This is a genomic window from Actinomyces sp. AC-20-1 (assembly GCF_023369555.1).
Classification (GTDB): domain Bacteria; phylum Actinomycetota; class Actinomycetes; order Actinomycetales; family Actinomycetaceae; genus Actinomyces.
In genome coordinates this window covers 43732-58610 of record NZ_JACJVC010000013.1, presented here as the reverse complement: position 1 = coordinate 58610, position 14879 = coordinate 43732, and the positions used below count along the sequence as shown (strand labels likewise).

The 14879-nt window shown below is 72.8% G+C and carries 12 protein-coding genes; 6 read left to right on the top strand and 6 right to left on the bottom strand.

The window, feature by feature from the left end:
- Position 1 precedes the first annotated feature (1 nt).
- Complete coding sequence (locus H6X67_RS08435) at positions 2-958, top strand: HAD family hydrolase (protein ID WP_249367871.1); 957 nt, start codon at positions 2-4, stop codon at positions 956-958.
- Between the two features lie 53 nt (positions 959-1011).
- Here H6X67_RS08435 and H6X67_RS08430 read toward each other — a convergent pair whose 3' ends face one another.
- Both H6X67_RS08430 and H6X67_RS08425 read right to left on the bottom strand, forming a co-directional pair.
- Entirely contained in the window at positions 1012-1461 is a 450-nt protein-coding gene (locus tag H6X67_RS08430; RefSeq protein ID WP_249367872.1) for a GNAT family N-acetyltransferase, read from the bottom strand.
- Between the two features lie 125 nt (positions 1462-1586).
- On the bottom strand, positions 1587-2969 hold the full coding sequence (locus H6X67_RS08425; RefSeq protein WP_249367874.1) for a serpin family protein: 1383 nt from the start codon (positions 2967-2969) through the stop codon (positions 1587-1589).
- Positions 2970-3132: 163 nt separating this feature from the next.
- Here H6X67_RS08425 and H6X67_RS08420 point away from each other — a divergent pair, with 163 nt between their 5' ends.
- On the top strand, positions 3133-4641 hold the full coding sequence (locus H6X67_RS08420; RefSeq protein WP_249367876.1) for a chemotaxis protein: 1509 nt from the start codon (positions 3133-3135) through the stop codon (positions 4639-4641).
- 35 nt (positions 4642-4676) lie between these two features.
- On the opposite strand, the gene H6X67_RS08415 is transcribed toward H6X67_RS08420, so the two are convergent.
- The gene (locus tag H6X67_RS08415) at positions 4677-5879 is read right to left on the bottom strand and encodes a methyltransferase domain-containing protein (protein WP_249367877.1); all 1203 of its coding nucleotides are present in this window, start codon (positions 5877-5879) and stop codon (positions 4677-4679) included.
- A gap of 457 nt (positions 5880-6336) precedes the next feature.
- Between H6X67_RS08415 and cysS the strand changes: the two genes are divergently transcribed.
- From cysS to H6X67_RS08400, 3 genes are all read left to right on the top strand, one after another.
- Entirely contained in the window at positions 6337-7827 is a 1491-nt protein-coding gene (gene cysS / locus H6X67_RS08410) for a cysteine--tRNA ligase (protein ID WP_249367879.1), read from the top strand.
- 74 nt (positions 7828-7901) lie between these two features.
- On the top strand, positions 7902-8897 hold the full coding sequence (rlmB, locus tag H6X67_RS08405) for a 23S rRNA (guanosine(2251)-2'-O)-methyltransferase RlmB (RefSeq protein ID WP_249367881.1): 996 nt from the start codon (positions 7902-7904) through the stop codon (positions 8895-8897).
- A gap of 106 nt (positions 8898-9003) precedes the next feature.
- The gene (locus H6X67_RS08400) at positions 9004-10245 is read left to right on the top strand and encodes a hypothetical protein (RefSeq protein ID WP_249367883.1); all 1242 of its coding nucleotides are present in this window, start codon (positions 9004-9006) and stop codon (positions 10243-10245) included.
- A 102-nt stretch (positions 10246-10347) separates the two neighbouring features.
- Here H6X67_RS08400 and H6X67_RS08395 read toward each other — a convergent pair whose 3' ends face one another.
- The 3 genes from H6X67_RS08395 to H6X67_RS08385 are packed head-to-tail and all read right to left on the bottom strand — an operon-like array spanning position 10348 to position 13381.
- A complete protein-coding gene (locus H6X67_RS08395; protein ID WP_249367885.1) occupies positions 10348-11334 on the bottom strand; it encodes an aldose epimerase family protein in 987 nt (328 codons plus the stop codon).
- Positions 11335-11340: 6 nt separating this feature from the next.
- Complete coding sequence (locus H6X67_RS08390) at positions 11341-12561, bottom strand: AGE family epimerase/isomerase (RefSeq protein ID WP_249367887.1); 1221 nt, start codon at positions 12559-12561, stop codon at positions 11341-11343.
- A 13-nt stretch (positions 12562-12574) separates the two neighbouring features.
- On the bottom strand, positions 12575-13381 hold the full coding sequence (locus H6X67_RS08385; RefSeq protein WP_249367889.1) for a DeoR/GlpR family DNA-binding transcription regulator: 807 nt from the start codon (positions 13379-13381) through the stop codon (positions 12575-12577).
- A gap of 170 nt (positions 13382-13551) precedes the next feature.
- On the opposite strand from H6X67_RS08385, the gene H6X67_RS08380 reads away from it, so the two are divergent.
- Positions 13552-14838, top strand: coding sequence for an ABC transporter substrate-binding protein (locus tag H6X67_RS08380; RefSeq protein WP_249367891.1), 1287 nt, complete (start codon positions 13552-13554; stop codon positions 14836-14838).
- Positions 14839-14879: the final 41 nt, after the last annotated feature.

Genomic DNA, 14879 nt, shown 5'->3' with positions numbered 1-14879 from the left:
CATGAACCAGACCACGCCCCGGACCGGCCCCGACCGCCACCAGCCCGCCGCCGCGACCACCGGGGCAGCGCCGTCGGACCACCCCATCGGCACCCCGGCCCACCCCCGGCTCGTGCTGTCCACGGACATGGACGGCACCCTCCTCTTCGACGGCCGCATCAGCGACGCCGACGTCCGGGCCCTCGCCCGCTGGCGTGAGGCCGGGCACCTCGTCGTCATGAACACGGGCCGCTCCAACACCGCTCTCGCCAGCGCCCTGCATGGCACGGGCGTCGCCTACGACTACGCCGTCCTGTACACCGGGGCCGTCCTCCTCGACGCCACGGGCCGCGTCCTGGCGGCCCGCAGCCTGCCCGACGGGCTCGTCGACGAGGTCCTCGACGTGCTCAGCGCGGAGGACCCCATCACGATCTTCTGCACCACCACCTCCGGGGACCTGCGCCTGCGCCACACGCACCGCCAGGGCACCGCGCTGCTCACCGCCTTCGACGACGCCACCACCGCGGACCTCGACGGCCGCAGCGTCTTCGGCATCCCCCTGCACCTGGGCGACCCCTCGGCCGCGGACCGCGTCCAGGCGACCGTCGCCGAGCGCTGGGGTGACCTCCTCGAGGGCGCCCGCAACCAGGACTTCCTCGACCTCGTCCCGGCCGGCGTCTCCAAGGGCGCCGGGCTCACCGAGCTCGTCGCCGTGCTCACGGCCCCCGGCGGGGCGCACGAGGGCGAGACGCTGCGCACGATCGCTGTCGGGGACTCCTGGAACGACATGTCCATGCACGCCGCCGCGGACGTCGCCGTCGCCATGGGCGGCGCCCCGCAGGACGTCGTCGACGGCTGCGACGTCACCACGCCCTCGGTCGCCGCGCTCGTGGACTGGCACCTGGCCTACGAGGTCACCGGGGAGCCGCCCTACCGCGGCGACGACGGGCAGAGCACCTGGCCGCTGGGGGCCGTCTGAGCCGGGCGGCAGTCCCGGGTGGTCCGGCGCTCAGACGGCCCCCGCGCCCGCGCTCACCTGCCGGTGAAGCGGTAGACGTTCGTCTCGCGCAGCTCGAAGCCCGCGCGCTTGTACAGGCGGTTGGCGGCCTCGCGCGACGGGCGGGAGGTGAGGTCCACGGTCCGGGCCCCTATCTCGCCGGCGTGAGCGACCGCCGCCTCGACCAGGGCGCGCCCAGCCCCCTGACCGCGGGCGGAGGAGTCGACGACGACATCCTCCACCCAGGCGCGCAGGCCGGTGGGGATCGTGAAGGTCGCCAGCGTGAGCATGCCGAGGACCGGGTAGGTGCCGTCCTCGGCCCGCCGGGAGGAGCGGTAGACGAAGAGGAACACGCCCGGCTGGGACACGAGGGCCTCGCACTGCTCGGCCGTGAGGGCGGGGGCCGTGCGGGAGAGCTGGGGGATGAGCCGGCCCATCGCCTCGACGAGCTCGGGGTTGGACTGGCGGACGATCTCAACGGTCATGGCGTCTCCTGGGGCAGGGGTCGGCAGGGGTGCGGCACCACCGAGACTACGCGCGCAGCCCCACCGGCAGGGGCAGGCCGGGCCGTGCGGCCAGGCCGGGCCGTCCGGCACGGCCTGCCCCCCCCTCACCCGGCCGCCGGGTCGACGACGGCGGCCTCGATGACGCACACGCCGCTGGCCCGGTCCACCACACGCAGGACGAAGGGGTGGTCGCAGATGAACTCCGGCGGCGGCGCCGGAGCGATGGGCACCGCCACGGTCTCCACCTCGACCTCTGTCAGCGCCGCCCCGACGGTGCCATCCTCGTCGACGCGCAGCCGCACCTGCTGGGCGGCCTGGCCCACCCGCACCAGGTACCCGACGTGAGGCACGTTCCCGAGCTCGGTGCCGAGGTCCCCGAGCACGTCCAGGAGGTCGATCTCACCGGAGGCCAGGTCCAGGCGCGGCAGTCCCAGCCTCACCTCGGTCCCGTCGCTGCTGGACTCGAGCCGGGCGCTGGCCTCGGCCCAGGTCCCGGGAGGCAGCTGGGCCGGGTGCACGACGTCGTCGGGAAGGATGAGGTCCATGACGAGGTCACCGCCGGTGCTCGCGTAGAGCATCCGCAGAGCGCGCCAGCCCTTGCCGGAGACGAGTGGGAACTGCTCGGTCTGGTGCATGAGGGGGACGGTGGAGGTCGTGCCGTCGGCGCGGTGGAAGGTCCCGTCCTCCCAGGTGGACCCGGCGTCGAAGGGGTGGCGCCAGCGGGCGGCCAGGAGCACGGCGTTCTGCAGGACGAGGCGCGTGCGCTCGTTGACGCTCATCGCGCTGGTGGGCACGAGGCCACCGGTGTGCAGGCGGGCCCAGGTGTCGAGGGAGTCCTTGGCGTCCGCAGCGTCCGCCTCCGTGACCTCGGCGGCGTACCAGGTACGGGCGTCGTCGAGGTACTCCTGGTACACCTCGCCGATCCCGTCCGGCTTCTCAGGACGCACGAGGAGGGCGCGGTTCGCGACGTGGAGGAGGGGCCGCTCCGGCAGCTCGTCGGGATCGAAGCCCTCCAGCGCCGAGGCGTCGTCGACGTCGAGGCGCTGCATGCTCTGCCTCAGGGCGGACCACGCGGTGTCGCGCTCAGCGGGAAGCCCGCTGGGGTAGGAGGCGGTCGCCTCGAAGCCGAGCAGGCGGTCGAGCCCGTCGGGCAGCTCGGTGGCCCCGGCGTACAGCATCGCGAGCACGAGCCCGGTGCCGGCAGGGCAGACGACGGCGTTCCGGTCCCGGTCCTCGTCCAGGACGTGGGAGAGCATGGCGGCCCCGAGCCCGTCGCAGGCCGTCACGGCCGCGCCCACGTACGGGGCGTCCGACAGGGCGAGGACGCGGGGCTCGGCGTCGGAGGTGAGCGCGGTGGTGGGGTCGTCGGGCGCGCGGCCCCACCGGTCGAAGACGCCGCACCCGCAGGCGGCCAGGACGGCCAGCAGGGGTGGCAGGGTCAGCAGGGTGCGCCGGCGCATGAGACGAGGGGCCGAGGAGGTGCTCATGGCACCAGGCTGCGCCAGGCCCAGGAGCCGGACAAGGGGGAGCGCGTCCCGTCCGCGGCCGCCGGGACGGCGCCAGCGCCGTCGGGACTCGCCCTGCGGCAGCGGGCGGCGCCGGGTAACCTCGGGCCAGGTCCAACGTCCCACTGCGTCAAGGAAGGTCCTCATGGCCGACGCCGCCACAGGCCGCACCCCCGAGACCCCCGCTCCCCTGAACGAGCGCACCTACCGCGCCGACGAGATCTTCTTCTCCACGACGGACGCGCAGGGCCGCATCCGCCGTGCGAACTCCACCTTCATGCGCCTGTCCGGCTACCCCCGCGGCGCCCTCGTCGGCCGCCCGCACAACGTCGTGCGCCACGAGGTCATGCCCGCGGGCGTCTTCCGCTCGATCTGGGACAGCCTCGAGCAGGGCACGGCCGCCTCCGCCTACATCACCAACAAGGCCGCCGACGGTACCTGCTACCGGGTCTTCGGCACCATCGTCCCCTCCGGTGACGGCTACCTGTCCGTGCGGACCCTGCCGATGCTCACGGGGCTGCGAGACCAGGTCGAGGAGGTCTACGCGCGCGTGCGCGCCGTCGAGGCCGCCTCCGCCGAGGCCGGCTCCACGGCCCGCGAGGTCGCCGCCGCCGGGCACGCCGCGCTCCTGGCCGAGCTGCGGGCGCTGGGCTACCGCGACACCGTCGACTTCACCCGCCAGACGCTGGCCGCGGAGGTCTCCGCCCTCGTCGCCTCCGGCGTCGACATCCCCGAGCACCCCGACGCCGAGGGCCCGGTCGCCGAGATCCTGGCCGGCATGAACAGCATCGAGGTCTCCACCGGCGGGCTCGTCGCCCTGCTGGACGAGTGCACCCGCCTCGTGGACCTGCTGGGACGCCGAGCGGCCGACATCGCCACCCTCTCCGCGCGCCTGACCGGCCTGCGCGAGGCCCTGCGTGAGGCCACCGACGACGCCCTGCGGGCGCGCTACGAGCAGGTGGACACCCTCGTCCTCGAGGCGGCCGAGGAGCTGCACCCGCTCGCGGGCCAGGTGGAGGAGCTGCGGGCGGACACCGACTCCGTGCGCTTCGCCATCGCCCTGATGCGCCTGCACAACCTCGCGGCGGGCTTCTTCGCCAACCAGGTCCTCGGCGGGGACGACGTCCTGGAGGACAACGACGCCGTCGGCTCCCTGCGCGAGCTCGTCTCCGCACTCAGCGGCGGGTCCGTGTCCCTGTCGCAGCGCCTGGCCCTGTTCCGGGCGCGCGCCCAGCTCGTCGCCGGTGACCTCGAGCTCGTCGCCGAGGCCCTGACCGCCACCGAGGCCCCGCTGTCCGAGCTCGTCGAGGCCCTGGGACCGGACGAGGCCCCTGCCGCCCTGCCCGCCGTCACAGGGGACACCGCCCCGGGGAACGAGGACTCACCCCGGGTCCTGAGTCTCGTCGCGGCCGCGGACGCCGGCGCTGTCGGCTTCGCGGGTGGTCCCGCGGCGCCCGCCGCGGTGCTGCGGGCCGTGGCCGGGATGGCGCCGTCGGCACGTGCCCGCGCGCTCGCCGAGGGAGGCTTCCCCGAGGCCCGGGCCCTGGCGGAGGCGGCCGCGGCCGTGCGCGACCTCGAGGTCCCCGACGAGTCCGAGGCCATCGCGAAGGCCCTCGTCGGCGTGCGCGGGGCCCTCGCCTTCCTGCGCCGCTGAGGGGCCGGCGCCCCGTCCCGCCGGCGCTCTCGTTCTCAGCCGTGCACGAGGTCGACCAGCACCTCGGCGTGGTCGGTGTGCGGGAACATGTCGAAGACCTGCGCCCGGCGCACCCGCAGCGGCCCCATGAGCGCCAGGTCCCTGGCCAGGCTCGCGGGGTGGCAGGAGGAGTAGAGCAACCGCCGCACCCCGGAGGCCGCCACCCGGCCCGCCAGGTCCGCGCCGATGCCCCGCCGGGGAGGGTTGAGCACCAGCAGGTCCGGCACGCCGCCCAGGGCCCGGGCCCCGGTCGGGTCGAGGACCCGCGCGTCACCGGCCTCGAAGGACACGTCCTGCTCGTCCAGCCCCATGAGCGCGGCCGCGGCCCTGGCCCCCTCGATGGCCGGGGCGGAGACCTCGACGCCGTGGACCCGCCGCCCGGCGCCGGCCAGGGCGAGGGCGAAGCCGCCGACCCCGCAGAACAGGTCCCACACGCGCACCGGCTCGCCCGCCCGGGCGGGGGCGACGTCCTCGGCCCAGGCCGAGGCGGTGGCGTACAGGCGCTCGGCCACCGCCGTGTTCGTCTGGAAGAAGGAGCGGGTGGGCAGCAGCAGCGCCAGCTCGCGGCCGGCGCCGTCGGCGCCGGGCAGGCGCAGGCGCATGAGCACGCGGTCCGCGCCCGGCTCCCGGGTGAGCAGGACCTCCTCCTCGCCCTCGATGACGGCCTGGTGCACCGGCTGGATGTTGGCGCTCATGACGGCCAGCGTCTCCAGCTCGCGCCGCAGCCGCGGCAGGTCGGCGCGCAGCGCGGGCAGGTGGTGGTGCGAGCGCAGCACCCAGCGGACCATGAGGTCGCCGTCGGGGGAGGCCGTGACGAGCAGGTGCTTGAGCTCACCGCGACGGCGGGCGACGTCGTAGGGCTCCAGCCCGAGGCGGGTGATGGTCCGGGCGAGGACCGGCAGGGCCCGCTCGATCTCCTCCACGTGCAGCGGGCAGTCGCGCAGGTCGGTGCCCACGCCGTCGGGGCCGAGGACCCCGAGGACCGGGTGGGTGCTCGTGCCGGAGACGACCATCTTCGCCTTGTTGCGGAAGCGCGTGGGGGCGCTGGGCACCGGGGGCAGCCAGGCGTCGTCGGGCACGGCAGTGAGCAGGCGGGCGACGCGTGCCTGCTTGTCGGCCAGCTGCTCGGCCACCGGCAGGTCCTGGTGGGGGCAGGAGCGGCAGGCGCCACTGGCATGGTGCGGGCAGGCGGCGGTCACGGGCCCATTGTCGGTGATGCGGACGGTCCTCTGTCACGATCCAGGCCATCGGCGGCCCCTCACGGTGGGAGCGTCCGGCGCGTCGGCGTGATCACGTTGTTTCTCCGGGTGTGAGGCGGGTGCCGCCAGGGCAATGGCCTGGATCGTGACGCGTCCCGCCCGGCACGACGAAGCCCTCGGACCCGGTTGCCCGGGCCCGAGGGCCTTCGTCATCGAGGGGCTCACCAGCCGGGTTCCCAGCCCGGGGGAGCATCCCTCCGTCACAGGAACGGCTCAGCCGGGCTCCCTAGGACCCTGCTGGACCTCGGTCCGAGCCGGTCATCGGGTTCCCCAACCCTCGTGGCTCTTTCCGTCCTGCGGTGAGACATACGTAACCGGACGGACCTGGGCATTGCCCCTGAGACAACCTGGGAAAAGCATGGGAAGTGCGACCCCTTCCAGCCACTAGTCTGGGCCAGTGACTGACACCGCCCCCACCCTGCGCCTGTACGACTCGGCCGCCCGCGCCGTCGTGCCCCTGGCCCCCACCGTCACCCCCGGCCAGGTCGCGATCTACCTGTGCGGTGCCACTGTCCAGGGGTCCCCCCACATCGGCCACATGCGCTCCGGCATCGCCTTCGATGTCATGCGCCGCTGGCTCGAGCGCCAGGGCCAGCGCGTCCTCATGGTCCGCAACGTCACCGACATCGACGACAAGATCCTCGCCAAGTCCGCGGCCGCCGACCCCCCGGTCGAGTGGTGGGCCTGGGCCCAGCGCTTCGAGCGCGAGTTCGACGCCGCCTACCGCGCCCTCGGCGTCTCCGCCCCCACCTACGAGCCCCGTGCCACCGGCACCATCCCCGAGCAGGTCGAGCTCGTCCAGCGCCTGCTCGACGCCGGCCACGCCTACGTCGGCGAGGCCGGCAACGTCTACTTCGACGTCCGCTCCCTGCCGGGCTACGGCGCGCTCACCAACCAGCGTCTGGAGGACCTGGCCACCACCGAGGACGAGTCCCAGATCGACGCGCAGGTCGAGGCCGACAAGCGCGACCCGCGCGACTTCGCCCTGTGGAAGAGCGCCAAGCCCTCCGAGCCGGCCGACGCCGCCTGGGACGCCCCCTGGGGGCGGGGCCGGCCCGGCTGGCACCTGGAGTGCTCCGCCATGAGCCGGCGCTTCCTCGGCGAGGAGTTCGATGTCCACGGCGGCGGCATCGACCTGCGATTCCCGCACCACGAGAACGAGCAGGCCCAGTCCCACGGCGCCGGCTGGGGCTTCGCCCGCCACTGGGTCCACAACGCCTGGGTGACGGTCAAGGGCGAGAAGATGAGCAAGTCCCTCGGCAACTCCCTCGTGGTGGCCGAGCTGCTCAAGCGCTACGACCCCGCCGTCCTGCGCCTGGCCCTGGGCACCGTCCACCACCGCTCCACCGTCGAGTTCTCCGAGGAGGGCCTGGCCGAGGCCGCCGCCCTGTGGGAGCGCCTGAGCGGAGCGCTCGTCCGGGCGATGGAGGTGGTGGGGACCGACGTCGACCTCCCCTCCGAGCAGCTGCGTGCCCGCCCCCTGCCCGAGGACTTCAGCGCCGCCATGGACGAGGACCTCAACCTGGCCGGCGCCATGGCCGTCGTCCACGCCACCCTCAAGGCCCTCAACACCGCCCTGTCCGCCCCGCGGCCCGACGCCGCTGCCGTCGCCGGCACCGCCCTGGACCTGCGCTCCCAGCTCGACGTCCTCGGCCTCGACCCGCTCGCCGCACCCTGGCGCGAGCGCGTCCTGGGCGCGGGCGCCTCAGGCGGGCAGGACGCCGCCATGCAGGCCCTCGACCACCTCGTCACCGCCCTCGTCCAGGAGCGGACCGAGGCCCGGGCCGCCAAGGACTGGGCCCGGGCCGACGCCCTGCGCGACCGGCTCGCGCAGGCCGGCGTCGTCGTCGAGGACTCGCCCTCCGGGGCCCGCTGGCACCTGGCCTGACCAGCGCGCCGCACAGCACCACGCGGGGCCCTCCCGCCCACGACACGAGCACCGGCCCAGAAAGGACCGAGACCATGGCAGGAAACGAGCAGTACCCCGGCGCCAGGCGCCGCCCCGGAAGCAAGAAGGGACCGACCAAGGGCTCGGGCGGCAACCGCCGCCAGGGCCTCGAGGGCAAGGGCCCCACCCCGAAGGCGGAGGACCGCGTCGGCCACCCCAAGGCCAGGGCGAAGGCCCGCGCCGAGGCCCGCGCCGCCCAGCCCACGCGGTCCAAGCAGCTGGAGAGGATCCGCCGCCGCTTCGAGGTGCCCGCCGGCTACGAGATCGTCTGCGGGCGCAACGCCGTCGCCGAGGCCGCCCGCTCCGGCGCGCCGATCAGCCGCGTCTTCATGGCCGTGTCCGCCGAGTCCGACGACCGCCTCGGCGCCGTCATCCGCCGGGCGACCCTCCTGGGCGCCCCCGTCCTGGAGACGACCAAGCTCGACCTCGAGGCCCTGACGGAGGGCGCCGTCCACCAGGGGGTCGCCATCGAGGTGCCCGCCTACGAGTACGTCACCGCCCTCGACCTGCTCGAGCGCTCGCGCCAGCTCGGGCGCACGCCCCTGCTCGTCGCCCTCGACCAGGTGACGGACCCGCACAACCTCGGGGCGGTCCTGCGCTCCGCCGGCGCCTTCGGTGCCGACGGCGTCATCATTCCCGAGCGCCGCTCCGTCGGCGTCAACGCCACCGTCTGGAAGGTCTCCGCCGGGGCCGCCGCCCGCGTGCCGGTGGCGCGCGAGACCAACCTCGTGCGCGCCCTCGAGCGGCTGAAGAAGGAGGGCTGCTTCGTCGTCGGGCTCGACGGCGGCAGCGACACCCTCGTCGAGGACCTCACCTTCGCCGACGGGCCCCTCGTCGTCGTCACCGGCGCGGAGGGGGCGGGCCTGTCGCGCCTCGTGCGCGAGACCTGCGACGCCATCGCCTCGATCCCGATCTCGCGGACCGTCGAGTCCCTCAACGCCGCCGTCGCCACCGGCATCGCCCTGTACGAGGTGGACCGGCTGCGCCGCCGGGAGGCCGAGCGGGCCTGACCCGGCCACCGCCGGCGGGCAGTGAGTGGGCCGAGGTCCTGCCGCCGCGGGCCGGTTGCTGACAGAATGGCCCCAGAAGCCGCACCTGACTGACAGGAGGCCAGAGATGGCACAGGACGCTTCCCAGCGCTGGAACCGCACGGAGGGCGTGCTCATCGCCCCGGGGACCACCCCGGACGAGGTCGCCGCCTGCCTCAGCGGGCACGGCGTCGTCGCCCGCACCGAGTGGTACCCCTCGACCACGCACCTCGTGGGCCTGGCGCTGCTGACCGACGCCGAGGGGCGCGTGGCCGTGACGCCGCCGTCACGCGGCGGGGTCGTGCCGGGCACGGGCGTGTCCGAGCTGGCGGAGCAGGTGGCCCGCGAGCTGGGTGCCGACGTCACCATCGGCCCGGCCTCCTTCAACGCCCTTCCCGACGACGTGGCGCTGCCCGAGGTGCCCTCGGGGGCGTCGGAGTCCACCCGCACGGTGGTGGTCTCCCCGCTGAGCGCTTACACGGTGCCGCTGCAGGCGACGCTGCTCGAGCGGCCGCTGACCGTGGCCTCCGTGCCCGGCATCGACCGCCGCATCGTCATGTCCACGGGGGAGGGCCCCGGCCTGGGCGCCTTCGGCTGGGACGAGGAGTCGCTGCCGGCCCTCGTCCTCACCGCCGGCGACGGCGACATGACGGTGCGGGCGGTGACGACCGACGAGATCGAGGACGACGCCGTCTACTCGTGGGCCATGACCTCCCGCTACGTGTGGGGCTCGGTCTCCGAGCCGGGCCCGGCGCTGCGCCACCTCGTGGAGGAGCTGCTGACGGACTCCACGGACGCGACGGCCATCGCCGAGGCGGTGCCTGGCGCGGACCTGGAGGCGGCCACGGCCTCGCTGTCCACGGAGGGCGCGGCGGGCATGGCCGCGATGATCGGTGCGCTGGGGCTGCCCGAGTGGGTGGAGGCGGTGCTGACGGGCCGCCTGGCGCCGGCGGAGGTGCCGGGTGCGGTGGTGCACGAGCCGCGGGGCCTGTCGAACGCGGTGGGCCGCTCGGTGGGGCTCATGCTGCGCGACCCGCAGACCCCGGGATCGGCTCTGTGGCAGTCCTACGTCTACACGGTGACGGAGAGGCCGTGGCTGGTGCGCGGCCTCGTGGCCCTCGAGGCGGCCCTCGGCGGCATGGTCATCGGCAAGGGCGTGCAGCGGCGCCAGCGCACGGGGCACGTCTCCGTGGGCATGGTGACGCTCGGCGCGATGATCGTGGCCGACGCGGTGGTGGAGCTGTCGATGGCGTCCTGGGCGCGGCACAAGGAGCTGCGGCGCCGGGCGGACGAGGAGATGGCCCTGGTCGCCGAGGAGCTCGGAGCCTGAGCACTCTCAGAAGGTGCAGGGCCTGAGCACCCTCAGACAACGCCGGAGCCTGAGGACCCTCAGACGGCGCAGGGCCTGAGTGCCCTCAGAAGACGCTGGTGCTCAGGGCAGTGGCGTGACCCGGATCCGGTGTCGTAGCACCACTGGCCGCGCAGGAGAGATCGTGGCGGTGGTGGCGATCCCGTCCTGCGTGAGCGGGTTGTCGGCTCGGCTGATCGCGGTCCCGTAGTCGAATGCCGCGGTGACCGGTTCGACACCGAGGCAGGTGTTTCGTCCGTCCCAGGGGGCGAAGGGGCGTCCGCGGTTGGAGACCCAGAGCATGCAGGAACGCAGGTGCCTCGCGTCCCACTCGACGCTCACCTCGTAGCGCTCGGCCTCGTTGATGAGCCTGATGAGCGGCTCGGCGGGAGAATCGATCAGAATGATCTCCTCTCTCGCGCCGGCCAGGGGCAGGTGAGTGAGGTCGTCGGTTCCGCCGGCTGCGAGCGGGGCCGCGGCCAGGTCGTGGAAGACAGCCCCTGCTTTGAGCAGGGAGCTTGGCTCGGGTGGGACGGGCTGGGTCCGTAGCGAGCGGGCGCCCGGCAGGACGAGGCGGGCGGCACCCACCTCGGTGGGCAGCCGCAGGATCGGGTGCAGGCCGAGTGGGAGCCGTGCGGCACGCCGGACGGTGATGGTGTCGGTGACCTCGATGCCGTCCTCCAGGGCGACGACGAGGCACGTCACGGAGGCGACGTCGTCCTCCTGCGGGTACTTCAGGGCCAGGTGGGCCCGGCTGTCGGTGGCGGCGACGACCTGCCACTCGTGGGCGGCGGCGTAGCCGTGCGGCCAGGCGGTCGGGGAGCCGGCATGGGCCCGCCACGGCTCAGGCAGCCGTTGCGGGTCCGGCTGCATGCCGAAGGGGACGCACAGGAAGTCGCCGCGCATGTGCCCCAGCAGCGGGTCTCCGGGTGCCTGGGTCCAGTGGGGACGAAAAAGCGGGTCCATGACGCCGCCGTCCGCCCTGGTGACCGTGAAGGTGACCATGGCACCCGTGGTGGCGATGGTGACTGCGGTGGTGGCGCGGTGGATGACGAGGTCGGGTGGGGCCATGGCTCGTCAGCTCGTGCGCGCGGCCATCAGGCCGGTGGCGAAGGAGGGCGTGACGGGCAACGCGCCGATGAGCATGGCCTGCAGGGCGTGGTAGATGTCCGGTTTACCGGACCATGTGCCGCAGGCGGGCTGGTTGGTGGCGTCGAGCTCCTCGCGCCACTGGCCGGGCCGCTCGATGAGGTAGGTGCGGGCCCAGTCCCAGAACCCGTTGACATCGAGGTCGTAGGAGGGGTCCGCAGTGACATGACGCAGGGTCTCGGCGGCACCGATGGCCTCGCACAGCACCCAGTACATGCGCTGGTGCACCACGGGGCGCCCGTCGAAGTCGACGGTGTACACGAAGCCGGGCTCGCCGTCGGGGCCCCAGCCCTCCTGGAGCGCACGGCGGTACATGTGCTGCGGGATCACGGCCAGGGAGGCAGGGGTCTCGATGCCCTCGCTCTCGCAGGCCGTGCGCAGCTGGACCATGAGCCGCGACCACTCGAGCCAGTGGCCGATCGTTGAGCCGAAGGGCCTGAAGGCGTCCGCGGGGATGTCCCGGTTGTAGTCGAGCTGGGCGGTCCAGGACTCGTCGAAGTGCTCGGGCAGGCGGAAGCTGTGGCTGGTGAAGGCCTCCGCGATGCGACGGGTGATGCGTGCGGCCCGCTTGAGGTGCAGGGTCTCCCGGGTGGCGGCGTAGGCGGCCAGGAGGGCCTCGACCGTGTGCATGTTGGCGTTGGCGCCTCGGTAAGGGTCGGTCGTGAGGGTGTGAGGGTCGCGGGCGTCGACGACCATGCCGAGCCCCTCGTCCCACCACAGCCGCTCGAAGGTCGCCAGAGCGGCGTCGAGCAGCTCGTCGGCGCGCGGGACACCGGCCAGCAGCGCGGAGGCAGCAGCGAGGATGACAAAGCTGTGGTCGTAGGAGACGAGTGCCCCGTCAGCGGGTGTGCCGTCGATCTCGACGCGCGAGAACCAGGCGTCACGGTCGACCGCGTGCAGGGGGCCGTCGAGGAGGGCGGCGACACCGTGTGCGGCGAGGGGCAGGCCGTCCGCGTCGCCGAGCAGGTGCCCGAGCGCGAAGCAGTGGGTCATGCGCCCGGTGATCCACAGCTGGACGCCCTGGGAGGGGGTGAGCTCGCCGTCGTCATTGAGCCAGCCGAAGCCGGCCCCGGTGCGCGACTGCTTACCGAAATCGAGCAGGGCGCGGGCCTCGGCGTCGAACAGCGGCCGGATGGAGTCGGAGGTCATGGGGTCTCCCGTGTCAGTTCTGTTGGGTGGGCGCGAGGACCTCGACGCCAGCGTCGCTCAGAGCCTCGGCGAGCTCCCCGGAGGGGCGGTCGTTGGTGACGAGGTAGTTGACGTGGGACCAGTCGCACACCGAGGCGAAGAGCCTGCGGTTGTGCTTGGTGGTGTCAGCGAGGATCGCGACGCGCTGGGCGCGTCGCGCCATCTGGCTGAGCATGGCCGCCTCGTCGAGGTTGGAGGTGGACACGCCCTCGGTGTCGACGGCACCGACCCCGATGATGGCGAGGTCGACGTGGATCTCGTTCTCGGCGTCGGAGATCGGCGAGAAGAAGGAGACGGGGCCGACGGTCACGAGCCCGGAGATCCGCACGTGGCCGCCGATCACGTACAGGTCGCGGCAGATCTCGTCGTTGAGCAGGGGCGGCAGCGACAGGTTGTTCGTGGCGATGATGAGCTCGCGGCGCTCGGTGATGTGGGGGACGAGCGCGAGTGTGGTGGTGCCACCGTTGATGAACAGGACGTTGCCGTCGACGACGAGGTCCGAGGTGAGGCGGCCGATGACGTCCTTCTGGGCGGCCTGGAGGCGTGAGCGGTCGTCGAGACTGGTGTCGTGCCAGGGGACCGCGGAGGTGGACATGGCACCCCCGTGCGTGCGGATGAGCTGACCATCGGAGTCGAGCTGGTCGAGGTCGCGTCTGATGGTGTCCGCGGAGACGCCGAAGCGCTCGGCCAGTGCTGAGACGGTGACCTGTCCGAGGCGGTTGACGAAGGCCGCGACCTCCGCCTTGCGACTGGCGGGGAGGCGGGAGGCTGCGTCGTTCATGGCCTCAGCATAAGGGCGTCATGCGGCTGCAGTCGGGTCGTTACGGTTTCGTTACTTCTTTTGCCTCTAGACAAGACGCATAAAAGCGCATTATCCTTCGTGTCAGGCGTCAGAAACACGTAGGAAACGGCACGATGACGCAGCTCATATCAATGACGATGGAGTGAACCATGGAACTTCGCAGGCGTGAATTCGGGAAGATGGCGGCGGCCGCGTCCGCCCTGGCTGCACTCGGCCTGGCGGGCTGCGCGGGCGGCGGCTCCGAGGGAGAGGGAGACGGCGATGTCACCCTCGAGTTCACCCAGTGGTGGGAGCCCGAGCTGCCCGAGGGCACCTTCCGCGCCCTCATGGACCAGTTCGAGCGGGAGAACCCCGGCATCAAGGTCAAGCTGCTGTCAGGTCCCTACGCCTCCACCAAGGAGCAGCTCGTCGCAGGTGCCGCCGCCCGGACGATGCCAGACATCGTGGGCCTGGACGGCGCCTGGGTGAGCGACTTCGCCAAGCAGGGCGCCATCGCCGACCTCACGGCGCTCATGGCCGAGCAGGGCTACGACGACAGTGAGCTGGCCAGCCAGATCAAGATCGACGGCGCCACCTACATGATCCCCGTCGTCAACTTCGTCTACCCCATGTTCGCCAACATGGGCCTGCTGGAGAGCGCCGGAGTCACGCAGATGCCATCGACCCGCGAGGAGTTCGAGGAGGCGGCCAAGGCGGTCGCCGCCACCTCCTCCGACGTCTCCGGATGGGCGCTTCCCCTGTCCCTCGAGGCCCCCAATGGGGCCCAGAACGACATCATGTCCTGGGTCTGGGCCTCGGGCGGCTCCATGCTCACCGACGACGGCAAACCCAACCTCGTCGGCAACAACGACGTCAAGAGCGCCTGCGAGTTCATCAAGCGGCTGTGGGACGCAGACGTCGTCTCACCCGGTGCCTTCACCATGAAGGAGCAGGACAAGGTCGAGGACTTCACCAACGGACGCGTCGGACTCATGATCGACTCCCTTGCCCACGTCCACACGATCCGCGAGGGCAACCCCGACCTTGCTTTCGACATCTCGGCCCTGCCCGCCGTCGCAGGGTACAGCGGCGAACGAGGCATGCCCTACGCCTCCTGGGGGATCGGGGTCTCGGGCTCGACCGACCACCCTGCCGAGGCCTGGAAGCTCGTCCAGTTCCTCATGTCCGCCGAGGTCAACGCCTCACTGTCCAACGACGCCAAGGCCTTCCCCGGTAACACGGCCGCCACGCCCGACTATGTCAACAGCGATGAGGTCCTCAAGAAGGCCTTCGAGATCTGGTCCGCTGGCACACCCGCCAACGAGTTCGTCGGCCTGCCCGTCTCGGAGACGCTCATGCGCGACTTCGAGGAGCAGTTCCAGGCCTACCTCAGTGGCGACATCGACGTCGACACGATGCTGAGCAACACCCAGCAGGCCTGGGACGAGGCGTTCTGACACCCGTTACGCCGTCAACAACGGCTGTGGGCCCGGCCGCC

Excerpts from the sequence above, each read along its gene's own strand:
- H6X67_RS08435 (WP_249367871.1), top strand. The coding sequence starts at position 2 with ATGAACCAGACCACGCCCCGGACCGGCCCCGACCGCCACCAGCCCGCC.
- H6X67_RS08430 (WP_249367872.1), bottom strand. The coding sequence starts at position 1,461 with ATGACCGTTGAGATCGTCCGCCAGTCCAACCCCGAGCTCGTCGAGGCG.
- H6X67_RS08425 (WP_249367874.1), bottom strand. The coding sequence starts at position 2,969 with ATGAGCACCTCCTCGGCCCCTCGTCTCATGCGCCGGCGCACCCTGCTG.
- H6X67_RS08420 (WP_249367876.1), top strand. The coding sequence starts at position 3,133 with ATGGCCGACGCCGCCACAGGCCGCACCCCCGAGACCCCCGCTCCCCTG.
- rlmB (WP_249367881.1), top strand. The coding sequence starts at position 7,902 with ATGGCAGGAAACGAGCAGTACCCCGGCGCCAGGCGCCGCCCCGGAAGC.
- H6X67_RS08400 (WP_249367883.1), top strand. The coding sequence starts at position 9,004 with ATGGCACAGGACGCTTCCCAGCGCTGGAACCGCACGGAGGGCGTGCTC.
- H6X67_RS08395 (WP_249367885.1), bottom strand. The coding sequence starts at position 11,334 with ATGGCCCCACCCGACCTCGTCATCCACCGCGCCACCACCGCAGTCACC.
- H6X67_RS08390 (WP_249367887.1), bottom strand. The coding sequence starts at position 12,561 with ATGACCTCCGACTCCATCCGGCCGCTGTTCGACGCCGAGGCCCGCGCC.
- H6X67_RS08385 (WP_249367889.1), bottom strand. The coding sequence starts at position 13,381 with ATGAACGACGCAGCCTCCCGCCTCCCCGCCAGTCGCAAGGCGGAGGTC.
- H6X67_RS08380 (WP_249367891.1), top strand. The coding sequence starts at position 13,552 with ATGGAACTTCGCAGGCGTGAATTCGGGAAGATGGCGGCGGCCGCGTCC.